Origin of the sequence: Neolewinella aurantiaca, from assembly GCF_008014675.1 — a bacterium.
Taxonomy (GTDB): Bacteria; Bacteroidota; Bacteroidia; order Chitinophagales; family Saprospiraceae; genus Neolewinella; species Neolewinella aurantiaca.
On sequence record NZ_VOXD01000026.1, the window covers coordinates 41,734 to 68,382 of the forward strand.

A 26,649-nucleotide genomic window follows, 5' to 3' on the forward strand; every position below is an offset into this window, starting at 1 on the left:
CTGCCTTTCGTTGGCGGGAATGACTCTTGTCGTTTTTTACGGGCCTGTAGTCTGTTTCAGGCATACCGGGTAGTATCGCTTATACCAATCGAACCACTTCATTAACTTCTGACAACACACCTTTGCCCAGGTAAGAGTATCCCCGGACATATATCTCGGGCACGCGCAGCGTGCCTCCTCTGCGGTCTGTCCTGCGGCGGTAGCGTAGCTCCCCGCGGATGAGCAGACGGTCTCCAGGGTTAAGATGCTCGTGGAGGTCCAGCGCCGCCGGGCCCCATGCCGTACAGTGATGTGCCTCCTGCCGGTCGCCGGAGGTAGTCCGGAGTTCAAAGCGGGTGAGGTCCAATCCTTTGTGCGTGCAATGATACGTGGGTGAAAAGGCCAACTGGCCAATAAGCGTAATCTCGTTCATGATGGTATAGTTAAGTCGATGTAGTAAGTAATAGTATCGGGAAATCAGGAAACCTGTCATTCCGGCGGTGCTACTCCCGGTTCACTGCCAGTTTCTTCCAGGAGAGCATGCCCCGGATTAGAAACCCGTTGTAAAAGCAAGTAACTACCAAGGTGAATCTCGGGACGCACGTGGTTTATGCCCTCCTGCTTCCAGGTTCGTATCCGGAGCTGACCGGTAACGAAGAGGTTATCTCCCCGCCTGACTTTACGGTGTAATGACTCCGCCATGCTCCCCCATGCTACAATAGAGAAAGCTGTGGATGATCGTTCACCGGAACGATTGGTAGCCGATTGATACAGGCGTAGGCGCGCCATCATCGTTCCGTCCGTCATCGTGAAAACTTCTGGCGAGTGACCCGCCCGGCCTGTCAGTTGAATCTGATTGTGAGGGTTTGGCATAGTTGGTGGTTTGTTTCTACCAGCCAAGGTGCGGAACGGCTACTCAACTAATCGTCTTTTATACGCATACTTACGTATATAAACGTTTAAAAACGACTATAAAACCATAACAACCTGACTACAAGTCAACTATAAAAAATGAAGGTTGCAAATTTATTTGGTTTTGGCTCCGGCAAAATCCATTAGGTCTTCACCGGTCATCACTATATCCGTTGATATTTAACTCAGGGGTAATCAACCTGACAATACGGGTAACTGAATTCCTTGTAATTTTGCACTCCTTAATGTCTCTTCTTATTGATTACGGGGCCTTACATCATAACCTATCTTCACACTATGCGCATCCTCTTTTCTTTTTTGGCAATATGCCTTTCGTTCACCCTTTGTGCCCAGCAGGCTATCCTGACGGGTATCCTTGACGGAGACCTCTTCAACTCAGGCGGACAAGGTGGCAACCCAAAGGTTATCGAACTGTACGTAAACGGCAGCCTTGACATTAGTGGCTACCAGCTCAGCCGTACGAACGCCACCAATGTTTTCACCTTCCCGGCGGGCAGCACTTACTCCGACGAGTTCGTGTACGTTGTTAATCCTTCAGGAGAGGACCAATACATCGCCGCTTTCGGCACTTCCGGAGATTTCGCCAACTACCTGCTCAGCAATAACGTGGCGGGTAATGGTGACGACCCTTACCAATTGCTCAACGCCAGCGGAGTAGTACTCGATCAAACCGGCGGACCAGACGGCTCCTCCTACACCTACCGCGATGGTCACTTCTACCGCGTAGACAATACCGGCCCGGACGGTGCATGGGTTGCCGCCAACTGGACCGGTGGCAACGGCACCGTAGACAACCAGCCCGTCAGCTCTTACGCTGCCCTCACAATGTTCGGAACCTACTCGGTCACTCCTCCCGGCCCAAACGTAAGTGCCTCAGCGAATGGCAACCTTACCGAGCCTTCAACCGATGGTGGCTTTCTGGTTACGCTTTCCGAAGTCGCAGCCGCAAACGTAACCGTAACGTACACCCTGGCAGGTACGGCAGTTGCCGGAGCAGACTACGTTGCCCCCTCCGGAAGCATCCAGATCCTGGCGGGTGATTTATCGGCGGTCCTTCCTATTGAAGTACTCGACGATGCCGACTCCGAGCTTTCGGAGACAATCGAAATAACCCTCACTTCTGTTTCCGATGCAACCTACTCTCTTGGTTCCGGCGCAACCATCAACGTATTTGACGACGAACCCGTAGCGGCCATTCTTATCAGTGCAATTCAGGGTACAGGTACTACAAGCCCGGCTGTTGGCCAGACTCTCACCATCGAAGGAATTGTAGTGGGCGACTTCCAGGGAGGTACCGGAGTTGGTCTCGGTGGTTTCTTCGTGCAGGAAGAAGATAATGACGCCGATGCAAACCCAATGACCTCCGAAGGAATCTGGGTCTACGACAATACCGGAGGGGTTGATGTTTCTGTCGGCGACAAAGTCGCCGTTACCGGTCTCGTGGAAGAGAGCAGTAACCTTACCCAAATGAATGTAACCGGTGGCGGTTCAAGCGTCTCCATCGTTAGCACCTCTAACACCCTCCCAACCGCGGCAAACCTTGCACTTCCCGTGGCTAACGATGCAGACTACGAACCATTCGAAGGTATGCTGACCACTATCACCTCTCCGGTATTCGTTACCGAAACATTCGGTGTGGGTCGCTACGGCGAATTCGTCGTTTCCGAAGGCGAACGCCTTGTTCAGTACACTGAGTGCAATGAGCCCGACCCCGCAGGTCTCGCGGCCTACAACGCGCAGCAAAGCCTGCGCAAACTGACGGTAGACGATGGTCGCAGCGGCGAAAACGTGTACCCGATCGTACTCGGTAACGGCCAGCAGGTTACTGCTACCAACAGCCTGCGGTCCGGTTCTTCCATTACGGGTCTTACCGGAATCATCGACGAGCGTTTCTCGGCCTATCGCATGCAGGCTACCGACTTCACCGTTGGCGCTGAAAATGCACGCCCTACTTCTGCTCCGGCACTTGGAGGCGACATCACTGTCGTTGGCATGAACGTTCTGAACTACTTCACTACTCTCAACAGCCGTGGTGCGAACAACCAGGCAGAATTTGACCGTCAGGAGATCAAGATCGTAAAGGCTATCTGTGAACTGGACGCGGATATCATCGGCCTTGTCGAAATCGAGAACAATGGCTACGGAGCAAACGGAGCGTTGCAATCACTCATCGACGCAATTGCAGCAGAGTGTGGAACTCAGTACAGTTTCGTAACATCCCCCAACACGGGCGGAGATGAAATTCAGGTTGCCCTTATTTACAAACCCAACGTTGTAATGGAGTCCGGCACAGCTGCCGCACTTTCTACCCCGGCAAATGTATTCAGCCGTAACCGCATCCCCGTAGCTCAGACTTTCAAAGTGATTGATGCCGGTAACCCAAGTCTCGACGGTGAGCTGACCGTATGTGTCAACCACTGGAAAAGCAAAGGGAGCTCCTGCGGTTCTGGTGATGACGACACCGGAGGTGCCGGCAACTGTGACGGCTCACGTACCGCGGCTGCACAAGCTATTTACGACTGGCTGGAAACCAACCCAACCGGAACAACCGACACCGACAACCTTGTAATTGGTGACCTCAATGCCTACAGCCAGGAAGCACCGATCACCCTTTTCACCGATGCAGGTTACGTAAACGCAGTCCGCGAAGCAGCGGGTGCCGGCAGTTTCCCCTGTGGTGGAAACCCTTCCTACGTTTTCAGCGGTGAATGGGGTAGCCTCGATCAGGCACTGGCCAGCGCCTCCCTGGCAAGTCAGGTAACCGGAGCAATTCCGTGGCCGGTCAACGCTCCGGAACCCATCGCTCTCGATTACGATACACAGTACAACGATCCCGCACTGTGGGCCGCCGATTACTACCGCTTCAGTGATCACGACCCGGTTGTAATCGGCCTGAAGCTTGACTCACCTTTGCCCGTAGAGCTCCTTTCCTTCACCGGCCAGGAACAGGAAGGCGATGTTCTTCTCAACTGGTCTACCGCAAGCGAGCAGATGACCGAGCGCTTTGATGTGCAACGCCGTGATGTGAACAGTACTTTCGCTACCATCGGGACCCTGCCGGCAACGGGCAACAGCTCGGAGCAGCAAGACTATAGCTTCCTCGACACCGATCCTGTGAACGGTACCAATGAGTACCGTCTTCGCATCGTAGATGTCGACGGCAGCGAGGCGTTCAGCGACATTGTTAGTATTGAAATCGAAGGCACCAACTCTCTCGAAATCCGTCAGGTCAGTCCTCGCCAGTTCCGTCTCTTCGGCGGCACCTCCGGTGCAGAATACCTGTTCACTAACGCAGCAGGAGCGGTGCTACGTAAGGGTACCATCACCAACGAGCTTACCGACATCGACGGCTCTGGCCTGCCCGCAGGAATCTACTTCCTCGTTATTCAGTCGCGTAACGTGGGCGGACAAACCTTCAAAATTGTGCTTCGCTAATACCGACCCCTGACGAAAGCACGAGTCACTCCAGACGCTTGCCGCAACGTCAGGACACTACGCAGAAGAGCATCCATCGTTCCGCATTCAAGCCATCGTTAATAAGGCCTGAATGCGAAGCGGTGGATGCTTTTTTTTGCCTCAAACTGACCGTCGTAATTCATCTTCTTTCCTCTTTCTGTAAAGTCAGAACAGCTCCCGTTTTTACGGTCTTTCCTTCCGTTGGTTTCTGGCGGGACCGCAGGTGCAAGGCAAGTTATAAGCGAGTGGTTCTCCGGCTCAACAGCCTGTTCAACGGAGGTCCGGAGACTTCCCCTCTGTCTCTACCCTCTCCCAAAAAGGAGGTGTCCCTGGCTGTCACCGACGGCAGTTTTGTCAAATGACATAACAAATGGTCAATATGGTAACAGCGGTCGCTCGGAATGAAGCCGACGGACTAAATATGAATAAATTGCGGAATAATCTTCCACGTCATGCAAACTGTATTCCTCGCCGACTTCGGCTTGTTCCTTGGCCGTTTCCATCCCTTGCTGGTTCATCTGCCTATTGGCTTTTTGCTCCTGGCGGTATTATTGGAATGGTGGCCCGGCGATAAGGTCCGGCCCGCCATCCGCGTAAGCTGGGCGGTTGGTGCTCTCTCTGCGATTGCAGCTGCGTTTTGCGGTTGGTTACTTTCGGGTGAGAGCGGCGGCGGCGACGCGCTGTTCTGGCACAAATGGCTCGGAATAAGCGTAGCGGTTCTGGCCGTTGCGGGCACCTACCTCACCTGGAACGGCGGTAAAATCGCTAAAGGCATTGGCTTTGTGGTGGCCGGTTTGCTATCCGTAGCTGGTCACCAGGGAGGCAACCTGACCCACGGAGAAGACTACCTCTTCGAACATGCTCCTGCAGTGGTCCAAACGATTGCCGGTCACGAGCCCAAAGCATCCGCCAGCCAAGACTGGAGCACCGTGAACGTCGACAGCATCAACATTTATTCTTCCTTCCTGCAACCGGCACTAAACAAATCCTGCACCAAATGCCACAACGCCGGAAAACAGAACGGAGGTCTGCGCCTCGACGCGCCTTCTTACGCCTTCGCCGGTGGCGACGGTGGGGAAATCATTCATCCCGGCGACCCGTTGGGGAGCTCCTGGTATAAGCGCATCACCCTGCCGCGCAACAACGTAAAAGCCATGCCTCCGCAAGGAACTCCTCTCGATTTTTCTCAGGTGAGACTACTTGAATTCTGGATTGCCACAGGAGCAGACACCCTGGCGTTACTTGACCCGAAAACCACACCAGAGGACATCAAAATGCTGCTGGCCCGAGACTACGGCCTTGACCTCAGTCCGAAGTTGTTCGTAGAAAAGATCATTGCACCCGCGCTCAGCGCCCAAGACATCGAAGCCCTTTCCGCAATAAACTGGTCCATTACCCCACTTGTTCCCGGTGGTCCGGCGCTGGAAGTAAAGCCCAAACCCGGAAAATCCATCGATGCCGCCTCGCTGGCAAAACTCGCCGAACTGGCCCCCACTCAGGTCGCCTACCTTAGCCTCGATCAACTTCCGCTGACCGACAACGACCTCACGCCGTTGGCCAACTTCAAAAACCTGAACCGCCTGCGCCTGAACGGGACGAAAGTCACCGCCAAGACCGTCGGGATACTCAGTAAATTGCCCCACCTGGAAAGCCTGAATCTCTACGGTACAGAGGTCGACGACGAAGTGTTTGCCCATCTCCAACTTTTCCCTTCTTTGAAGCGTCTATACCTATGGCAGACAAAAGTAACTCCCGAAGCTACTGAGGCTTACGCTTCGGCAAACCCCACCGTTAGTGTAGATACGGGATTCACTTTTGCGCCGGTTTCCGAGCAAAAGAGTAAATAAATGTCTTCCCACCAACGACGAGATTTCCTGAAACAAGCGGGCCTCTTCAGCGCTGCCGCCCTGACATCCCCGCTGGCCGCGAGCCCCTTTGCACAGGAAAATTACAAAGCGATCGTTGGTCATGGAGACTTCAAATACAAGGTCGACAAAAACTGGGGCCAGCTCGATCCCCTGAACCAGTCCGTTATGCACTGCCACGAGATGGTAATCGATAGCCGGCAACGGCTCCTCTGCACTACGGTGAGTAAGCATTTCGACGTACTGGCCTACAACAAAAGAGGGAAACTCGAGAATGCCTGGAAACTCCGCATGACCGAACCCCACGGCCTCAGTAAAGCCGGCGAAGGCAACGCCCAGACCCTTTGGATAACCGATCCGAGCGATGGCCGCGTCGTTAACCTCGACCTCGAGGGCCGCATCATCCGTGAGTTAAAGGTTCCTGCGGATCAAATACCCGCCGGGAAACAGTTTAAGCCAACCGAAACAGCCATCGGCAGTAATGGGGACATTTACGTAGCCGACGGCTACGGGACTAACCTCATTTTTCATTTCGACTCCAAAGGGCAACTCCACAACGTGTTCGGAGGCCCCGACCACTTCAACTGTTGTCACGGTATCGTAGCAGACAACCGCCGGGGTAAAGAAGAACTTCTGATTACCAGCAGAGCAAACCAGGAATTTCAGCGCTGGAGTACGAACGGCAAACACCTTGCCACCCGCAAACTCCCCGGCCTTCAAATCTGCCGGCCCGTCATTAGTGGCGACGAAACACTCTTTGCCGTTATCGCCTCGAAATCATGGTGGGACTACGACGGGATGGTTGCCGTTCTGGATAAGAATTTCGATGTGGTTTCTTTACCCGGAGGTTCTGCCCCCCAAAACCAGGAGGACTTCACGGGCATAAAGCACGATAATACGACGTTCATGAACCCACATGATGTCTGCCCGGACGAAGACGGCAACCTGTACGTCCCGCAGTGGTACAGCGGGCGAACTTATCCGATACGACTTAAGAGGGTATGAGGCCATTGATGCTTTGATTCTCCGGGGTCTTACTCATCGCATACCCGGTAATACGGGCGCGGAGCGCAGGTGCAAAGCGAGTTGACCGAAACCATCCGTTCCCGGAACACTGCTCTTAATCCCTCATTTGTTCCGCCATCCTGAAGGTATTGGCATGTGCTTCGATGATGGTCGCAAGGCGTTCGGAGTAGCCCCCGCCCATGCTTACAGCCACCGGCAAATTTCGGTCTTTACACATCTGAAAGACGAACCGGTCCCGCTCTTTGCAGCCATCCAGGCTAAGCGACAACCGACCGAGTTTATCGGACGCCAGCACGTCTACGCCGCTCAGGTAAAATACAAGGTCTGGCTTAACACGATCCATAACTCCTGGCAGTACTTCGTAGAGTTCACGGAGGTAAACATCATCGCCGGTTCCGTCCGGGAAACCGACATCTAAATCAGAAGGCGGCTTACGGTTTGGGTAGTTCTTCGCGCCATGAAAGCTCAGCGTAAACACCCGGGGTTCACCCGCAAATATGCTGGCGGTTCCGTTGCCTTGATGCACGTCGAGATCGACCACCAGAGCGCGGCTAATCTCACCGGTGTGCAGCAGTTCGTTGGCAGCGATGGCGATGTCGTTGAAGACACAAAAGCCTTCTCCCCGATCCGCAAAAGAGTGGTGCGTCCCCCCCGCGATGTTAAGAGCCACACCATCGCCGCTCATGGCAAACCGGGCACAGTCCAGAGTTCCCTGGGCGATGACCCGTCCGCGGGCAATCAGCTCCGGCCGCATGGGGAACCCGATGGCCCGGGCTTCCTTGCGGGTAAGGGTGTTTGTTTTCAGTTTGTGCCAGTACCCGGCGGTATGGGTCCGCAGTATGGCTTCCTCGGAGAGCGGAGCAGCAGTAAAGAATGCCGCTTCGGTGATGGTTCCCTCGTAGAGCAATTGTTCCGGCAAAAGGGTGTACTTCTCCATCGGAAAGCGGTGCTTTGCCGGCAATTCGTAACGGTAGATCGGGGAGAAGGCGATCCTCACATTTATGCTTTTTTAACCAGTGCGTAGCAACAGGTCGCGAAAAAGTCTTTAAACCACGGAATTCCTCCAATCAACGATGGCAATGGTCTGGGCGTGAGGCCGAATTTGATTTCGTAATTGGGGTTGATGAACCAGAGGTCTTTTTGCTCGAAGCGGAAGCCTGCCTGCTCAATCGCCCGGGTAAAGCGGGCGATGCTGATGCCGGTATCTTTGATTTCGAGCAGGTCATCAATACGCCGGTCCGGTTCTCCTGCCATCTTCAGAACGCTTTTGTACAGTGGTGTCGGCAGCAGATGGTACCAGGGCAACTTGCTGAGAATCTTGCTCTCGCATATCTGCTGATGACCACCGAAGGGCATCCTCCATGGCGGAAACCCAAAAAAGATACGCCCCTCCGGCTTCAGAAATTTGTGGACAAAAGCCAGGAATCGCTCCTGGTTATGGATATGCTCGATCACATCACGTAGAATGATGAGATCAAACGTACCGAGGCTATTAGCGCTACTGTCGTAGATATCCTGAACGATCATTGTCACATCAGCATCGGGCACAACTTCGGCCAGGTATTCTTTGCCAAGGTCAATTTTTGCCTGGCTGAGGTCTACCCCTACGCCCTGGCAGCCGAGTTCAAGAAACGGGACCAAATTGCCACCTTCTCCGCAACCGATCTCGAAAACGCGGGTTGCGGCCGTTACCGGCATCGTTTTACTGATGTAGGGCAAGACGTGCTTCCGGGTGGTGAGCACTTGTTCGTCGAAGTATTGTTTGCGGTTTCTGTGCCGTTCTTGCATGGCGCGAAGGTACTGAGTTAGCGGCTAAATTGCGTGAGCATCTTCCGGCCGAGGTAGAAAGTCATCAGGTTGGCCCGGTCTCTTCCGGCCGGATGGGTTTGTGTCGCACCACTAAACGCCAACGCTCCGCCATCCGCCAGGATAAAGCGCGATGCCTGGTTTATTTCAGCGATGGAGTACCCGGCCAGCACCATCAGGTCGGCCGCCCGGTGGTCGGCCGCAATTTCCTCCAACTGGCGGAGAGTGAGTTGGCCGAGGAGGTGGCGCTCGGCGTCGGTCATCGGGTCATTCTTCAGGAGAGCCGGGTTTCGGTGATCTGCATGGGCAAGTTCGTGGGCCAGCAGCAGAGCGAGAGCCGGCTCGTTGTCGCTCAGGCGATCCCACGCGGTAACACTGAGCCAGATCACCCGGCTGGCGGTGCAGGTCATTGCGTTGATGGCGCGGTAACCGCGCCGGTCCTGCATCAACTCGATGGAATAGGAATCCGGATCGTTGCCGGCCGCAAGAGCCAGGTCATGAAACACCCATTGCACCTGCCCCCGGGCCGTATGAAACACCGGCTCGAAGTTGGGGTCCAGCGCACAACCGGATGAAGTGGAGGCCAGGTCGGAAACCGCAGCGTAGGCACTAATTCCCCTGGCAGGAACATTCGGGGGAGGATGACGGTCCGACAAACGAAAAAACGACAGGTAAGCCGCCGCAAGAACGGAAAGAAGACGAAGGAAGGTTTTCATGTTATGGTTTTTGGTAAATACACATCAGCGAATTGCGTTCGCTGCTCAAAGCATTCTCTAAACCCACGGCTTCGTCTTAAAAATTGCGAGTCGTTCGTTAAGCATACGATAAAACCTAAAGTGTCAGGCCCGCCACGCATTAATTCTCTAAGGGGTTCTTAAACTATCCAACCCTACCAACTCTCGGGCCGGTACAATTGTCTTTAATTCATGCAAAGATTACTTATAACGCTACTCCTTCTCAGCTTCCTGACGGCTCTGTCGGCACAGACCCCGATGCTGATCAACAATCTCGAGAAGAGCTGGGAACAGCAAGCCCGGTGGGAAGAACGCAACGACGTGGATGGTCGCTTCAAACTGCTCGCCCCAGCGGCTCTGACCCATAATATCGACACGGTGGAAACTGGCATCGGCCAGCAGGCATACCACACTTTTTTCCTGCAAGCACCGGATAAAGACGAAGCTGAAAACATCATCTACGCCATCAGTTACGTTGACTATCCCGAAGGTACCCTTCACCACGACAGCCTCGAACTGGTGAACGAGTTCCTGACCGGCACCGAAGAAGAAGCTGCCAAGGCAGTTGGTGGCGAAGTGATTTACTCTTCCGACAAGCAGATTTCCGGCTTTCCGGCACGCCAGTGGCGCATTGATTACCCCAGCAAAGGCGGAACCGCCAGTGCACGTACCCTCGCGGGCGTAGCCAATAACCGGTACTATGAGTTGAAGGTTTTCAGTCTCCAGGCCTCAGGCCTGAATAAGAGTGCGGATCGGTTTTTTGACTCGGTCCGGTTGTTCAGCAACTGAAAGCTGTGAACCAAACAGCGTCAGGGCTGTAATATGGTGGTGTGGCGGATAGATCGCCACGCAATCATTTATCCATACAACTATGTCTAAGCAACTCTACCTGATCGCTAAATTCGAACTTGACGACGCCGATAATTTCGCGCCAATCTTTGCGAAACACGCCAAAGACAGCCGCCGCAAAGAAGGCTGTTTGTTTTTCTACCTGATCAGAGACCGGGAAGACCCCAGCAAATTTGCCACCATGGAATGCTGGGATACCTACGCCGACTTCGAAGCGCACGTCGCGGACGAGGAGCATGCCGCCTTCTTCAAACAGATTAAGCCACTTTTCCGCAAAGACCCGGTAGTGACCGAGGCGGACCTCGTAATGGGGATGGAATAATGTGACTGGCCCGGCCACCTTTGGTTAATTCCCGGCGGCCGGGCCAGGTTCAGTCTGATTCTCTTCTTTTTAAGTCGTTGCAACCGGGCATCCGGTACGGGCATAAAGGCACTCCGTAGAGAGCGATTGAACCAATAATTCCTGCTAAGATGCTTTTTCAATAAGACTATCTGACGGCAAGACTACAAGACTATCTGACGACTTAACTATCTTCGCGCCAATATGGCAAATGAAGTATTCAACCGCGTAGCGGCCCTCATCACTGAAATAGAAAACGCTACGGCGGAGACTCCCGAAGCGGTGGAAGCTTTCCGTATCAGGTACCTTGGCAGCAAGAACATCCTCAAGCCCCTCATGGGCGAGATGCGCAACATCCCCAACGAGCAAAAGCGCGACTTCGGTCAGTTGGTCAATAAAGCGAAGGAAACAGCCCAGTCCAAATTCGATGCCCTGCAGGCAGCGACACAGGACAATGCGGGCGCGGACGCAGGTGCAAAGTTTGACCTGACGGCCCCGGCAGAACCCATGCCACTGGGTTCGCGCCACCCTATCGCCCTGACGATGCGGCGCATCATCTCGATCTTCGAGCGTATCGGCTTCACCGTAGCAGAAGGCCCCGAAGTGGAAGACGACTGGCACAACTTTACCGCCATGAACACCCCGGAGGATCACCCCGCCCGGGACATGCAGGATACCTTCTACGTCGCCACCGGTATGCCCGCCGGGCCAGACAACGCAGACATGCTGCTGCGGACCCACACCAGTTCCGTTCAGGCCCGTACGATGGAAACCTCTAAACCGCCGATCCGCATCATCGCCCCGGGCCGTGTTTACCGCAACGAAACCATCAGCGCCCGCAGCCACGCCCAATTCCACCAGGTCGAAGGGCTCTACATCGCCGAAAAATGCAGCTTTGCGGACATGAAAGCCACGCTCCTTCACTTCGCCCGCGAGATGTACGGCGACAAGACGAAAATCCGCCTCCGCCCCAGCTACTTCCCTTTCACCGAGCCCAGCGCCGAAATGGACATCTGGTGGGGCCTGGAGTCTGAGCACGACTACCGCATCACAAAAGGTACCGGCTGGCTGGAAATCCTCGGTTGTGGTATGGTTGACCCCGAAGTACTCAAAAACTGTGGTATCGACCCTGAAAAGTATACCGGTTATGCATTCGGAATGGGCATCGAGCGCCAGGCAATGCTTCTTTATAACATCACCGACATCCGGCTGATGTTCGAGAACGACGTACGGTTCCTCAAGCAATTCTCCGGAGTGATCTGATCGTGGGTCCACCAGCTGGTTGATGGCTGGGAAGAGCAATACTTGAAGACAATTCGGATTCACCGAAAACAGGACCGGAAACAAGTGGCAGGTTGCCAGAAGAAACCCTTTGGCATGGTGGAACATTGCTAATAATAAGCTTTCTTTGCACCTGCGTACCGCGCCCGTATCCCTGATCAAAGGCCGGCACGGATTATTGAAGAACCAAACCATCTCCCTATGATCAGCTACTACGCCTCCCGCAATGGCCGCCTGGAAGAGATGGACTCCCTCGTTGAAGAAGGTTGCTGGATCTCCCTGACGCCGCCTTTCGAGGCCGACGAACTGGCCAGGGTTGCCAATGATTTCGACCTACCGCCCGATTTCCTCACCGACCCGCTGGATACCGACGAACGTTCGCGCTACGAGCGCGAAGACGATGCCCGGCTGATCGTTCTCAACACCCCGCTCCTTTCGGCCGGAGACGGGGACAACGACGGTATTTACATTACCGCTCCGATTGGTCTTATCCTAGTAGAAGATCACCTCATCACCGTCACCTCCTCGGCCAGCCACCCGGTGCTGAAACTCTTCACGGAAAATAAGGTACGCAATGTAGACACCGCCCGCCGGCAGCACTTCGTGCTGCGTATTTTTGAACAGACGGTGTACCGCTACCTCACCTGCCTCAAGCGCCTCAACGTGAAGCGCAACATGATCGAACAGGAACTCTACGAAAGCAGTCAGAACAAAGAGCTGAAGCAGCTGCTCAGCATTGAGAAATCACTGGTTTACTTCATCAATGCGCTCAACGGTAACGAACTGCTGAAAATGAAGATGAAGCGGACCGATTTCCTCGCCATTCGCCACGATGAGGATTTGGCAGATTTGTTCGAAGACATCATCATCGACAATGGCCAGGCCCTGGAGATGGCAAACATCTACACCAATATCCTCAACGGAACGATGTCGGCTTTCGGCTCGATCATTTCCAACAACCTCAACATCACGATCCAGCGCCTGACCCTCATCACCATCATCCTTACCGTCCCGATGGTGATCGCCAGCTTCTTCGGCATGAACGTCACGGTCCCCTACCAGTCTGGTAGCGTCTGGGCCTTCTTCGGCATCATCCTCATCTCCGTTCTCATGAGCGTGGCTGTCATCGCCTACTTCCGGCGAAAACGGATGTTTTAGGGCGCGGCCGCAGGTGTAGATTCCGGGTTTTAAGCGCAAGGAGGCTAAACACCCACCTATTCTCCTAGAAATTTTATCTGAGATACATGGTCCGAATACCACGACATCTCGATAAGATCGTTCTCGTAAGCCTTACAACTGTTGTTTTCTGTACTCTTACTGCTGAGTATGATTTGAGTTGGTACGGCGACCCTGTCAGGCCCGGCAGAGGATTCCCGTTTCCCTTCATCAAGGATGGTTCCTGGACGTCGATGAGTTTTGAGCTTGCTCCGCTTTGGCTAATTGCTGACTTCCTGATTTATCTGGGCCTCAGTTTCCTGTTGCTTCGCCGGCTTTCCTCCTTTATCAGTAGTCGATGGTACCTGGCAATTCCTCTGCTTGTGATCGCCGCCATTCTGGTACTCACCTGCATATTTATTCTAACCGGTTTTGAAACCATACTTTCGCTGTTCGACTACCAACCGCAGTGGCAAACCATCCGCTTTAAGTTTTTCTGGCTGTAATAAAAAACCGCCGGCCCCCAAATTGGGAACCGGCGGTAATTGAACGTAGTAGTTCGGGCTTAACGCAGAATGGTAATGTTACCCTGCTTGACGAATGGCTCACCGGTCGGGCAGGTAAGCCGCAGCCAGTAGCCGTAAACGTCTGGCTCCAGGTCATCACCTTCGATGGTACCGTCCCAACTATCGTTGATGTCGTCCGAGGTGTAAACCTCTTGTCCCCAACGGTTGTAGATGATCCAGCGGAAGTCCGTAATCTGATCCGCAAAGTTCGAGCGGACACGCATGACTTCGTTCCGACCGTCCTGGTTAGGAGTGAATGCGTTAGGGATGTACACGTGGTCGAAGTCACAGAGTGGGTCTTCTACGCGGAGTGTAATGGTAACGATTTCGGTACATCCGTTCTGGGTAACGACTACTTCGTAGGTCACATCACCGGCTTCGTCCGGGGTAACGGTTACGGTCTGGCCGGTATTCGGAACGATGGTTCCGTTGCCTCCCATCCATTCGTAAGTACAACCAACACATTCTCCTTCTACGGAGAGGTCAGAAGTTTCACCGATAAAGATGGTGTCAGGCTCAGCTGTTCCGAAGAGTCCGCCCAGGTCGGTAACATTGATGACAACATCGTTAGTGCTGCTACAACCAGTAGCCGGGTCAACGGTAGTAACGGTAATAGTAGAGCTCGATGTGCCGACAAATACCGGATTGGTGGGATCGGAATCATCGATCAGGTCTGATGGTTCATACGTATAGTCCAGAACACCGTTCACTCCACCCGGAGCGAAGATAGATGGCTGGTCTCCGGCACAGGCATCAACATTCTCGAGGGGCAGGCCAGCAGTAATATCAGAAACGGTTACCGTTACCGGCACGACCTGAGAACAACCGGTGTTCGGGTCAGTAGCCTCACCGTATACGGTATAGGTCTGGCCTACTTCTGCAGCTTCTACTGTGTAGGTTGGTCCGGTACCGATTTCGTTGTTGAGGTCCTCATCGTCGTACCAAACAATCACAACATCATCGTTAACGGAAGTGCCACCAACGGTGATATCAGCAGGTTCACAGATCACAGTATCCACAGGGCTGGCCATGAAACTGATCTCAGGAGCCACGTCGACATTGATTGTTTGAGTTTCAGAACAACCGGTAAGCGGGTCGGTGATCGTTACCGTCAGCGTACCATCTTCATCGAAGGTGCCAACGGGGTTCGCGGGGTCGGTAAGGTCGAGATCATCGGAAGGGACCCATTCGTAATTGTATCCGTCAACCTGTGGGCCTCCGTCAATAACAAAGCCTTCGTTAAAACATGGCTGAATCACATCGACATACATATTTGGCGTGAAAGGAGTAACGGTAACCGGAACTGTAATCACGGTATCGCAACCAAACTGATTGGTAACAGTGACCATGAGGTCAACCGTGCCTTCAGCAGGAGCAGTGATGTCAACGAACTCACCATCGAGAGGTCCGTTGATGATATCGTTGGGCTCCCAGGAATAAGTCAGCGTATCATTAGGGTCGTTGTTAACAACGGCTACCATGGTATCCATAGCTGCACAGAGGTTGACACCGCTGGCACCGACATTAATTCCTGCATCTACCTGATTGTTGATGATCACTACTGTGTCTCTTTCGATACAGCCGAATTCGTTTGTTGCTGTGATAACTATTGTATCCCGACCGCTTGGGTTAACCGTAAACTCGCTTCCTGATCCCAATACGTTGCCGTCGAGGTCAGTGTAAACGATATTTACATCGTCGTTGGTAGTAAGGTTAACGTCAAGATCGATAGGATTTCCACAGGTTTGAACTGTGGGGAGAATCACTTCTCCGTTGTTACCACCGTTGCCTCCGTTACCGTTGCCGCCGTCATCGCCGGTCAATGGTCCGTCTGGTCCGTTGACTACCAGGCCAATGCTGTCAGCAATGACAACCGTAACGGTGTCGGTATTTGCGCAATTGAAGTCGGCAGAAGTTGCCGTTACGGATACTACATAAGTGCCAGCAATACTGGTAGTCGGGTTAGAATCGTTGGCATCGAAATCAGTTGCGGGAGACCAGTTGTAGGTCAGTCCTTCATCGGCTCCGGGATTAAGTTCAGTAGAGTCTCCCGGGCAGATAACGATTTCTTCCTCGAGGTCGATTACCGCCAGGTTAACAGTAAAAGTGGTATCGAGCGTAGAAGTACAATCGTCTTCGGAAGTCACTTCTAAAGTAGCAGTAACCGTACCGGATTCAGAGATAACCACAGATGGGTTTTGGTCCGTGCTTGTAGTTGGCACTACTCCGGTGAAGGTCCACTCGTAATCGAGGCCTGAGCCCGTAGCATTAATACTTTCATCGGTGAACGTCAAAGTAGCGGTACCGTTGTCACAGTCGTCGAGACCGATGCTGAAACCGGCATCGAGAACGAGTGGGAAGGTTGTCACTTCCTGGGTAAAGCTAGTTACACAGTTCTGATCGTAGACGAGATCAAGAGTAACGGTGTAGGTTCCGGGAGAATCGTATACGTGAACCGGGTTAGCATCAGTAGAAGTAGTTCCGTCGCCAAAGTCGTAGACATAACCGAAAGAGACAGTGCTACTGTTGGTGAAAGTTACAGTAGAGCCGTCACAGTCGACCATTGAGGAGAACGATAAAGCGCCACTGTCATCAATCACGATGATCTGTACATCCTCTGTCTCCATACAGCCGTACTGGTTGGTTACGGTAACAGTTGCAGCGTAATCACCCGGATCTCCCACAAATGTTGGGTTAGCAGTGCTTACGGTTGCTGGGTCGAACAGTTCAGCCGGAGCCCACAGGTAAGTAAGAGCGTCGTTCTCGTCGAGGTTAGTTACCGCAAGGTTGACTCCGTCACTAAGGCAGCTGAGGACAGTGTCTGGAACTGCGATGTCAACAGGGCCACCGCTTACGGTGAAAGTGATGCTGTCCGTGCAACCTTGGGGATCGGTAGCAACGATGAGGTATTCAGACTCGCCGCTTACGTCGAGTGTAAAAGTGTTTCCTGCCCCAACCTGAACTCCGAGTGGGTTGAATAAAACTACATCAGCAGCAACCGCAGTAGTTGCGGTGATGGTTGTGGTAGGATCACAGATTGGCCCTCCTCCAATAACCTGAAGGTCAATATCGGGAGATACCGTAATGGTTACTTCTTCGGTAGTGGTACATACAGAGCCTGTAGCACTGTTATTCGTGATAACCACAGAGTACGTTGTAGTCACACCCGGGTTAAACGTTGGCTGATTGGAATTCACATCATCAATTCCGGTAGCCGGACTCCATAAGTAATCGTAAGAGGAGTTACCCGCAACTGGAAGTTGAACAGACTCTCCAAAACAAATGCTTAGAGCGGAAGGGAATGGACTTGCATCGAAATCGGCAACAGTAACATCCGTACAGGTACGGTTTACACACCCAGTAGGGTCGGTAACGAGAACGCAGTAAGTTCCTGCTTCGCTGATTCGAACTGTATCGGTGGTAATTCCGTCCACGCCTGGGCCTTCCCACAAGAAGGCAGGTGAGCCAACAACTCCGGCATCGACCGCTCTGAGAAGAGAGGTTTCACCTTCACAGATATCAGTCGGGCCGACAATGTTAGCGCTGATGACCGGAACTCTTGCCCGGAATTCGGACTGACTGCTTGCAAACCAGTATGTATTGAGGGTGCTTTTATCGCCATAGCCTACTGTCTCATCGTCATCGAAGGTGTCACATGTACCTCCGGGGTTGAGCGCGAAGTTGTTCCAGGTTCGGCAACCGTCTCCACAATCACAGCCATCGCGTCCGTCTTTGGACACTCCGGTTCCCGGGTCTTCAGGGATGTCACGATCATCGTAGAACAGACGGTTAGAAGTAAGTTGCCCCTGGTTACACGTAGGACGAACGGTTTCAACACAGAAGCCATTCTTCAGAAACTCCACATCGTAAGCAGAGTAGTGCTGTACACCTTGAGCATAGTTGATGATTACATCGACAGTATCCGTAAAGCTTACGGGAGTGCTGTCAGCAAGTAAGCCGTTCCATGGGATACAGGCAGTAAGGCTGTCAGCGGGGAAGTCATAGACGAGAGCAACGTCCATGCCATTGTCATCAAGTAATCCGTTTCCATCAAAATCGAGGATGATTTCTACCTGGCCCTGACGGGTAACTTCAACTTCGAGGCAGTAAGGATCGACTCCGCCACAAATGAAAGATTCACCTGCGTTTACCTCACCACAAATACCGTCGGGGAAAATTTCAATGTCCGGTAGTGACAGGAATATCCGGTGCTGCCGTGCCATAGCGGTCTCATTGAGCCCCGCAACGGACTTACGGTCTTCGGCTAAGTTGCCGGAAGTACCCGGGCCGGTTTCGTTGAAAGCAATGTTGAAGGACAATCCCTGAAAGCCAGAGTCCTGAAAATCAATTTTTGAGACGAACCCATCTTCGGTATAGCTGAAGAGTGTGCCATTGAATTCTCTGTCCCAAACACAATCAGGGGGATTGGTTCCGGTAACCTGTGGAGTACGGAAAGCCCAACCCCGGGACCAAACCCGTCCTTCCCGAACGTCTCCGTCACGAACGACGGTAAAGTCCCAGAATGGGATATTGACCCGACGACTGCTGACTGTTGCGTCATCAAATTCGATGTAGTAATCACCAGTTTCACCCGGCCGGAATACGTACATAGAATCTCCACTAACTAACTGGTCAACAGAATATACGCCATACTCGGCTTCTGCGTAAGAATTGACGTTAGCGTTCAGGTTGGTGACCGTAAATGGTCCGTGAACGATATCGTCAGGGCCATCAACGTTAACCTTTTTGATTTGGAACCTGTACCGACTACGGGTAACGTTCGTGTAAGGATTTCCGTTATTGTCGTAACCCGGAGCAAGTCCCAGGTAAAGGACTTCGTCGGCTCTGCCGAAGGAAACGACTAATCGTCCTTCCGGGGCGCCATCGAAATCGGCAAAGTTATTAAAGCCAATGCGGCCAGTTTCAAGCATAACGGGAGAATCCGCTTCTGTTGGAGCGATATCCTTGATCCCCGCAGCGTGGAGCGAGATCCCGGTAAACAGGCTGAACAGGATGATCAACCATGCACCGGCAAGATGGGAAAAATGTATGTTCTGGAATAATTTCACGGTTACAATACTTTAATATAAATGCTGGTGATGGTTTTACTTCTTCTTGGTGGAGACTCCGTTGCGCAGTACTACCCGGCGCTCGAGGGAAGCGATGGTAGAGTACACGGATTCCCGCTCACGGTCGATAAGTTCGTAGATCTTATCCAGGTTCGCGGTAGTTTCCCCAAGTGCAGCTTCTGAGAAACTCAGTTGCTTTCCGTCGATGTATTTAGCGAGTACACCTCCTTTGTAGTCCCTGAAGAAGTGTTTTAGGGACATGTTCCGGCGAGAGCTCAAACGACGGTTGTATTCCGTTGGTGCACGAGGGCTGGCGTATCCCTGCAGTTCAACTGTGAAGGTTCCTCCACTCTGCAGATGAAGAATAAGTGCGTCCGAGAAGCGGCGGAGTTGCTCCCAACCAGCTTCTACTTCCTGATCGAAGAATTGATCAATATCTCCCCGGGTAAGGAAAGATTTTTCCTGGTCCATTCCTTCGCTGGATTCCTTTTTGAAGGCTTCACGGCGGTTAGCATAAGGGATGTAAGTTTCTTCGTAATTGAGTTTAGTTCTAACGCTGTAAGAGTCCGGATCCGGATGATCGTTATCGAAGTAAACTTCAAACGGCAGGAAGTCATTCAGGTCATTACTGAAAAGTGGCACGTAGTAAACAAGCGTTCCGTCACCATCGATAAGGTCCTGTTCGGAGAAGCGAAGGGTATCAGTACGGGGGAAGTAACCCGCTCTTTTCGTGTCGAGAATGAAGGGTTCGTTGAGGTTGACTGTGTAGTAGAAATCATTACCTGTAGAATTGGTAGACTCTCCTACCAATTTTCCGCTGGCTTTGATAAGTTTCAGGGTTGCATTGAAGAGCGGCTCATCCGTACGGCCGTCAATTACGTATACTTCCAGAGACTGACCAAGGTAAAGATCACGGCGAATTGAGGTACTTCCTTCATTTGCGTCGTATTCAGTGAGGTCAACTTCTGTTTCGGCCTTACCAAATCCAGGGCGGGTAGCTGTTACGATGTAACGCTTTCCAATTTCCAGTTCGTAGTGAGAATCGTTACCAGTAGGGTTGGTGATTTCTTCCACCAGGTTAAGTGAACCATCTTCGAGTACTTCTGAAAGACTGACGGTTACGTTGGACAGCTCGGACTCATCGGCGTTGTTGTAAGTGAATACATCAAGATCAACTTTCGGGTTAAGCTCGAGGACTCGCTCAATAAAGGGCAGGTCACGCAGTTCAGGGCTGGAAAGGTCAAATCTGTCGAGGGCTGTTGTGAAACCATCCTTATCTGCAATCAATTCGTACTCCATCCCCGGTTCAACCTTGAAGTTGAACTCGTTACCTTCGAGGTTGGTCACCTCGTCCATCAGCTCAGGTCCGTTAGGAGTGATCTTGAACAGTTTAACGGTAGCACCAGTCAGGTCTTCTCCCGTGAGCTTATTGAGGGTAATAGCCTGCAGGTCAATACGGTTGTCGGGGGTAAATTCGTAGAGATCGTAACAACAAACGTCACGAGCTTCGGAGTAAAACAGAGCTTCGCCGCTTGGCCGGCGACTGCCGACGTACGCCTGATCGGGGTCATCGAAGCGTGTGTAGTACGCTTCATCGGCTGCTGAGTTTACCGGAGCGCCCATGTTAACGGGGTTGCGGAAGTTACCATCGATGAGGTAAGACTTATAGACGTCCATGCCGCCAAATGTGAAGCGACCGTTGGTTGCGAAGTACAGGGTTTTACGCGGCGCGTAAAAGAACGGAGAAGCTTCATCTCCTGCTGTATTCAGTTCGGTAAGGTTCTCAGATGCTCCAAGTGATCCGTCTGCTGAAATCATAGAACGGTACAGGTCTAGTCCTCCCTGCCCACCCGGACGATCGGATGCGAAGTAGAGGTACTCGTTGCCTGACTCATCGAAGCCGACACTCGGCTGAGTAGTACTGAACCCTGTTTGATTAATACTTGTCTTTTGTGGGTTTGTCCAGTTGCCGTCAGCAGATACATCTGCGCGGTAAACATCACAAATCAGTTCATCGTAGTTACGAAACTCACAAACGGAGTAGTAAACCTTGGTCATCTCCTTATTGAAGGCGGTATGGGCCACGTTTTTACCAGGCAGGTTAATACTTGCGGGCAGGGGCTCAGCGGTTGTTTCGCCCGTTTGCTTCATGATGCGGCTCAGACTGCGCTTGGGTTTAAGAGTGTCGTTTTTAAACTCGAATGTATTGGAGGAGAAATAGCGATCGGCTCCTTTACCTCGAACATACATGATATCGGAATCCTGCGTGTTGATGCCTTCAGGTAGGTGATTCAACTGAATATCTTCAGCGCGGGTAAGAGCGTCAATAGCCCAGTCTGCATCATTAATTTGTGACAGAGCAATAGCACGATAAGCTTCAGGTGCTCGTGGCTGGTCGTCCAGAAATTGCTGAAAGTGAGCAACAGCCTGATCGTACCGGCCTTGCCGGAAAACTGCTTGCCCCATATAGTACTGAGACAGTGGGTACTTGTCGACAGCGGGAAGGCTTTGAAGCTTCACCAGGTATTTTTCGGCTTCGGTGTAGGCAGTTGCGCGATAAGCAGCAGTGCCAGCTTTGTAGTAAGCTTCACCGATTCGGGCTTCATAAGCCTGATCATCGCTCCATTCGTCTTCAGCGGCGATAGCATAAAGGCGATAAGCGTTGTAGTGGTCGTCTCTCTGGGCAGCCTTATCGGCTGCACTGAGGTATCCTTCGAAGGATTGGTTTTGTGCAAAGAGCCCTGATACAGCCAGAGCAAAAAAGGCAGTAAGTAAGTAGATTCTAGTCATCAGAAATTGGGATTGGGCGAGATTTAGAGTAGTGGACAAACCTTGAATTCAGGAAGAGGTCTCACCTTGCGTATAATGTACCGAACAGAAAGTTCCATTCCGCCCCTGTTTTCAGTTGCGATATCGAATTGGCTCGTGTTGAAGTCATAGTTGAGGCCAACCATCAGGTTGTTGTAAGAAATTTCAAACGTCGGCCAGTAGGCGTCCTGGATCTTGTCCCGGCGTAGTCCCATACCTGCCATGAGGCTGATTTGCTTGTTAAGGGTATTCTTTACCCACACGCGCCCACCTAGCATCATAACCAGCTCGTCGTAGAAAGAGCCCTGATTTTGATAAGTGATTCCAGCGACGGCATCGACGATAGGCAGAACCTGAAGGACTCCGGTAGCGTAGGGGGAAAGGCGGCGCTCGAGTTTAACGCTGACGTCGTCGTAGAACGCCTGGTCGGGAGCAGTAAGGTGATGAAGTGCAACACCTACGTCGAGTTTGGTCCGACGGTTATTGCGAACGACGAGTTCGTCGGTCTGCTTCGCCTGCAGGCGCAGGTTGATGCCCAGACCGAAGTCAGGGAAGATGTGGCCATCCTGGCTGTAAGACTCACCCGATGGAAGGTTAGGGTTGTACTCTCCCCGGACAGGGTCGAACTGACCATCGTAACGAAGGCCTGAATCATCAAATGATCTTTGGATGATGGCAGCCTTACCACCAACAGATACAATCACCTGCGGAGAGAAGACCTTAGTGTAAGACAGGTTCAGGTCGAGGTTTGCCCAGGTCAATTTACTATCACCGGCCCGGTCATAGTTAAAGGCGACTCCTCCGGAGAAGAAACCATCATCGCTCGACACGTCAAGAAACTTCTTGTCTACAGCCAGTGTAACGGTTTTGTAATCAACCGGGACATCAACCCACTGAGATTTGTAGTTCCCCATTGCACGGATGTCTCCGCGAAAGATTCCCGTCAGAGCGGGATTGAGGTGAAGAGGCGCATTGTAAAATTGCGAGTAGTGGAAATCCTGTGCAAAGGACGTACCTGAGAACAATGACATGGTCATTGCCACCAGGAGGAAGCGCAAGGTTGACATGGGCAGCTTTGAGTAGTGAGGTAAGATTATGTTCATTTCAGACGAGGGATATGAAAAAAGTAACAATTGGATGAAAATCTATTTCGGTTATATGTAGATTTTAGCACTTTGATAGCGAGGCTCAAAACCTCTTCCTCCCAATTTCAGTCCGAATACGCTGCAATGTACAACGCTTTAAAGAAAAACACATAATACCGTTCCATATAATTATGCTACCGCTCCCTAAATAATTAAACATTTAGGCTCAACCATAGTAAATAGGCAGGTTTAACAACCTACTTTAGCGTTCAAATCAGCAATGATTTTGTTTGACACAACTTTAAGCACCCAATTTTCTATTGACACCTTCGGATTTTAGCGACCGTCTTGACAGCGGTTTAGCTTAGTGAAGAGCTCCCCCTCTTTGCTGAATTTTCTCTGTGTTTTTCCATATCGCTTTCTACTTGACCGGCTGTTGCACTATACGTGCCTGCTGTCATCTTATTTTCTGGGATCATCGAAACGGACTAAACGTGAAATCTTTTCTACTTCTACTGTGCCTCTCCTTCTCCATTACCTGCATGGCGCAACGTATCTACGTATCACCCAATGGAACTGCTTCAGCTTCAGGCTCTTCCTGGAGCGAGGCGCTCAACATGGACGCTGCACTCAAGCAAGCTATGAGCGGCATGGAGATCTGGGTTCGTGAGGGCATTTACAAACCCAACGCTACCGCAGGCCGCAAGGCTACTTTTGTTTTCCCTGCAGGAGTTAAAGTCTACGGCGGGTTCGCTGGCACTGAAAGCAGTCTTACCGATCGCCAACTCGGCACCTTTTCTGTACTTTCCGGAGAGATCGGCAAACCCGACGTTACTGCAGACAATGCTTACACTGTTGTTACCCTGAAGTCTGAGGGGCAGGACATCACTACTCTCGACGGTTTCATGATTTCAGGCGGTAACAGCCGCAACTTCCGCGAAGGCTTAACCACAGGCAGTGCGGGTGGCGGGCTTTACATCATGGCGGGCAAAGACAATATGTCTTCACACATGATCACTAACTGTATCTTCGAAAAGAACATGGCACACAACGGAGGAGCTGTACTTGTCGACAGCGGCCGCCCATCCTTCATCAACTGTGTTTTCCGGGCAAACAAGGCAGACTTCAACGGAGGTGCCGTTTACAATAAAGGTACTGCTTCACTGGCCAGCCCGATCTTCCGCGACTGCACCTTCGAAGCAAACAGCAGCAACTCCGGTGCAGGGATGACCAACAACGGAACCAACGGAGAATCCAGCCCGCTGCTCATCGGTTGTGACTTCATCAACAACACTTCTCTTCTCAACGGTGCTGCTATTTACAACATCTTCAACGACAACGGCGAGACGCAAACCATTCTGGAAGATTGCAACTTTGTAGGCAACGATTCAATTCTGGGCGACGATGTTTCCGACAACGGAGTATCTAAAGCAATTGCCGCAAAAGCAAAACAAAACGGTGGAGGAAGCCTCCGCCCCACGACTGTTCGTAAATAATAATCTTCAGAAATATATCTCACGTTTTTTCAGGGAGTCGGCAGCTATGCCGGCTCTTTTTTTGTCCGGACAGGCCAGTTCTAACCGTGCCCTTCAACCGCTCATGGCACCTGCGTGAGCGCCCCGAATACCATAGAGCAGGAAAACAGCACTCTAAAGACCGGAGGTAGCATGTGCCCTAAGAAAACATAAGTTTTGCCGAAACGGCGGCTTAGCGGCCCCTCCTGGGCAATATATCCGCAACCGGGATACGTACCGTGACTCTCGTACCTGCGGGCGTTTTATCATCATGAAGAAGGTCTTCGATCAGGACCCGATTATGGGGGTCGTCGGTGAGCAGCTCGAGCCGGGACCTGGTAATTTCCGTACCCCGCGACTGGTGATAGGGCCTCGTGACGTCATTGGCCTGCATTTCAGCCACCCTGGCCCGACCGATGCCATCGTCGGTAACGATGGCGATGATGTTGTCCTCATCGTCGGGGATTGGACGGAACGTAACGCTGATGTGCCCCTGGGGGCGGGTGCGAAGCCCGTGTTCAATCGCGTTTTCCACGTAGGGCTGCAGGATCATAGTTGGCACCCCGATAATATCCTCTTCCAGCTCTCCGATCACCTCCACCTTATGGGTTAATTTTCCATCGAAGCGGAGGTGGCAATTGATGTCCAGGTAGTCCTTGAGAAACTCCATTTCATCCTCCAGCGTAATGTATTCACGATTCGTGTACTCCAGGCTACGCCGCATCAACATCGCAAATTTAGCGAGGTACTTAGATGCCGTACTGGCTTCGTTGGTCGTGATGAACGATTGGATGCTGTTGAGCGCATTGTAAAGGAAATGGGGATTCATCTGCGCCCTCAGGGCGCGCAACTGCAGCTGGCTGGCCCGAAGGTGCAGGCTTTCCCGTTCTTTTTCGCGTGCTTCGGTTTCAAAGCGGGCGGCGAACTCTTCCTGTCGCTTGGCGTCCTGAAGTTCATAGTAACGATCCAGGTAATAGTCGGCATTGCGCTGGCTGTAATAGGCCAGGTCATACGCTTCGATTTCCGCGTAAGACTTGGCCAGCAGTTGGCACAGCTCAGCGGCATGGCCATTAAGGACAAGGTTGTCCGGATCTTCTGCTTTTTCGACAATCTCGAGGGTGTCCTGCAACTTCTGGATAGCGCCGGCGTAGTCTTTCTCTTCCAGGAAGAGCTGTGCCCGCGTCATCTCGATGGAGACCAGTGTTTCTTTTTTGGGGCTTGGGATTGTCCGGTAAATTGCTTCCGCCTCGTTGAGGAGGGGTTTTATCTCGGCTGCCGATTTGTCTGTTTCGTTCAGATAGGTCCCCAGGTTAGTGTAGGCTGCCAGCATAGCGGCTTTGCTGCCGTTGGCTCCGCTATCGATGATTGACCGAAAGATCGTTTCAGCTTCCTCTCCGTATTCTTCTACGTTGGCCAGAACGTTGGCGAGGTTGAGTTTTATCCAGGGGATACGAGCCTGCATCCCGATGGTTTCGCAGCGGGCAATGGCCAGGCGAAAAGCATTGGCAGCCTTTTCTTCGCTATCCGGTCTGGTCCAGAGCGTACCAAGCCCCGTTTGTGCCAGGGTATAGAAATAATGGTCCTTTGTATTGAGGTCGAAGGATGCTCCATTCAGCAAACCCAGTGATTCAAGAAACTTAGGCGTTGCTTTGGCCAAACTATGATCGTGAAGGTAAAAGTACCCTAAACGGCAAAGTGCTCGTGCACGCAGGCGGTCGGATGAATAAGATTCCAGAAGACGCAGGCTCAGGTCGTAATACTCCCGGGCAAGTTCCATTTTTTCCAGGTTGATCAGCACGCCGAGGTAGTCCAGGTAGACTTCTATTTTCTCAGCGATGTCTCCATGTTCATCCACCCGGAGTACAGCCTTTTCGAAGTACGTCAGGGCTTTGAGGTCATCGTATTCCTGGTTTTCGAGATTCCCCAGGTGTAGCCAGTATGAAAAATCGGATTCCCGTGAGGAGGTGGCACAGAAGATTTCTTCCAGTTGGGCCAACAGAAGCCTTGCGCGGTCGGGGCGTGTGTAGACATAATCGGCAATGAGCTCATTGAGAAGCCGGATCCGCCGAAAGTCATCAGATGTATGGGCTAGTTTTTCCTCCAACGCAACAGAAGCGGCGGTGGTCGAGTAGGTTTCAGTCATGGGTGTTGCGTCCTGGGAAGTGTGTAGTAAAGGACGCAAA

General features: G+C 52.2%; 18 protein-coding genes. 9 read left to right on the forward strand and 9 right to left on the reverse strand.

From position 1 onward, the window contains the following. Positions 1-79 precede the first annotated feature (79 nt). On the reverse strand, positions 80-412 hold the full coding sequence (locus tag FUA23_RS15970) for a single-stranded DNA-binding protein (protein WP_187271091.1): 333 nt from the start codon (positions 410-412) through the stop codon (positions 80-82). A gap of 56 nt (positions 413-468) precedes the next feature. Continuing rightward, entirely contained in the window at positions 469-852 is a 384-nt protein-coding gene (locus FUA23_RS15975; RefSeq protein ID WP_147931762.1) for a single-stranded DNA-binding protein, read from the reverse strand. Between the two features lie 336 nt (positions 853-1,188). Here FUA23_RS15975 and FUA23_RS15980 point away from each other — a divergent pair, with 336 nt between their 5' ends. From FUA23_RS15980 to FUA23_RS15990, 3 genes are all read left to right on the forward strand, one after another. Further along, complete coding sequence (locus FUA23_RS15980) at positions 1,189-4,347, forward strand: ExeM/NucH family extracellular endonuclease (protein ID WP_147931763.1); 3,159 nt, start codon at positions 1,189-1,191, stop codon at positions 4,345-4,347. Positions 4,348-4,820: 473 nt separating this feature from the next. Then, on the forward strand, positions 4,821-6,215 hold the full coding sequence (locus FUA23_RS15985) for a c-type cytochrome domain-containing protein (RefSeq protein WP_147931764.1): 1,395 nt from the start codon (positions 4,821-4,823) through the stop codon (positions 6,213-6,215). After that, positions 6,216-7,238, forward strand: a complete 1,023-nt coding sequence (locus tag FUA23_RS15990) for an NHL repeat-containing protein (protein WP_147931765.1) — start codon at positions 6,216-6,218, stop codon at positions 7,236-7,238. Positions 7,239-7,353: 115 nt separating this feature from the next. Here FUA23_RS15990 and FUA23_RS15995 read toward each other — a convergent pair whose 3' ends face one another. The 3 genes from FUA23_RS15995 to FUA23_RS16005 all read right to left on the reverse strand — a co-directional run bounded on the left by FUA23_RS15995 (position 7,354) and on the right by FUA23_RS16005 (position 9,781). Next, a complete protein-coding gene (locus FUA23_RS15995; RefSeq protein ID WP_147931807.1) occupies positions 7,354-8,196 on the reverse strand; it encodes a histone deacetylase family protein in 843 nt (280 codons plus the stop codon). A 62-nt stretch (positions 8,197-8,258) separates the two neighbouring features. Further along, on the reverse strand, positions 8,259-9,047 hold the full coding sequence (locus FUA23_RS16000) for a class I SAM-dependent methyltransferase (RefSeq protein ID WP_147931766.1): 789 nt from the start codon (positions 9,045-9,047) through the stop codon (positions 8,259-8,261). 17 nt (positions 9,048-9,064) lie between these two features. Next, positions 9,065-9,781 (reverse strand): hypothetical protein, encoded by a 717-nt coding sequence (locus FUA23_RS16005; RefSeq protein ID WP_147931767.1) that lies wholly within the window; start codon positions 9,779-9,781, stop codon positions 9,065-9,067. A 210-nt stretch (positions 9,782-9,991) separates the two neighbouring features. Here FUA23_RS16005 and FUA23_RS16010 point away from each other — a divergent pair, with 210 nt between their 5' ends. The 5 genes from FUA23_RS16010 to FUA23_RS16030 all read left to right on the forward strand — a co-directional run bounded on the left by FUA23_RS16010 (position 9,992) and on the right by FUA23_RS16030 (position 13,930). After that, positions 9,992-10,588 carry a hypothetical protein gene (locus tag FUA23_RS16010; protein ID WP_147931768.1) on the forward strand — a complete coding sequence of 199 codons (597 nt, stop codon included), beginning with the start codon at positions 9,992-9,994 and terminating at the stop codon, positions 10,586-10,588. 82 nt (positions 10,589-10,670) lie between these two features. Then, on the forward strand, positions 10,671-10,970 hold the full coding sequence (locus FUA23_RS16015) for a putative quinol monooxygenase (RefSeq protein WP_147931769.1): 300 nt from the start codon (positions 10,671-10,673) through the stop codon (positions 10,968-10,970). A 222-nt stretch (positions 10,971-11,192) separates the two neighbouring features. Further along, positions 11,193-12,251 carry a phenylalanine--tRNA ligase subunit alpha gene (gene pheS, locus FUA23_RS16020; protein ID WP_147931770.1) on the forward strand — a complete coding sequence of 353 codons (1,059 nt, stop codon included), beginning with the start codon at positions 11,193-11,195 and terminating at the stop codon, positions 12,249-12,251. Positions 12,252-12,470: 219 nt separating this feature from the next. Beyond that, a complete protein-coding gene (locus tag FUA23_RS16025) occupies positions 12,471-13,427 on the forward strand; it encodes a magnesium transporter CorA family protein (protein ID WP_147931771.1) in 957 nt (318 codons plus the stop codon). An 86-nt stretch (positions 13,428-13,513) separates the two neighbouring features. Further along, entirely contained in the window at positions 13,514-13,930 is a 417-nt protein-coding gene (locus tag FUA23_RS16030) for a hypothetical protein (protein ID WP_147931772.1), read from the forward strand. A gap of 59 nt (positions 13,931-13,989) precedes the next feature. Here FUA23_RS16030 and FUA23_RS16035 read toward each other — a convergent pair whose 3' ends face one another. From FUA23_RS16035 to FUA23_RS16045, 3 genes are read right to left on the reverse strand one after another with little or no spacing between them, the layout of a single operon-like run. Further along, positions 13,990-19,059 (reverse strand): PKD domain-containing protein, encoded by a 5,070-nt coding sequence (locus FUA23_RS16035; RefSeq protein ID WP_147931773.1) that lies wholly within the window; start codon positions 19,057-19,059, stop codon positions 13,990-13,992. A gap of 36 nt (positions 19,060-19,095) precedes the next feature. Continuing rightward, positions 19,096-21,849, reverse strand: coding sequence for a tol-pal system YbgF family protein (locus FUA23_RS16040; RefSeq protein WP_147931774.1), 2,754 nt, complete (start codon positions 21,847-21,849; stop codon positions 19,096-19,098). Between the two features lie 23 nt (positions 21,850-21,872). Next, positions 21,873-22,934, reverse strand: a complete 1,062-nt coding sequence (locus tag FUA23_RS16045; RefSeq protein ID WP_187271092.1) for a PorP/SprF family type IX secretion system membrane protein — start codon at positions 22,932-22,934, stop codon at positions 21,873-21,875. A gap of 512 nt (positions 22,935-23,446) precedes the next feature. Between FUA23_RS16045 and FUA23_RS16050 the strand changes: the two genes are divergently transcribed. Next, entirely contained in the window at positions 23,447-24,448 is a 1,002-nt protein-coding gene (locus tag FUA23_RS16050; protein ID WP_147931776.1) for a hypothetical protein, read from the forward strand. A 211-nt stretch (positions 24,449-24,659) separates the two neighbouring features. Here FUA23_RS16050 and FUA23_RS16055 read toward each other — a convergent pair whose 3' ends face one another. Continuing rightward, positions 24,660-26,648: a histidine kinase gene (locus FUA23_RS16055; RefSeq protein WP_147931777.1), complete on the reverse strand. Its 1,989-nt coding sequence runs from the start codon at positions 26,646-26,648 to the stop codon at positions 24,660-24,662. Position 26,649: the final 1 nt, after the last annotated feature.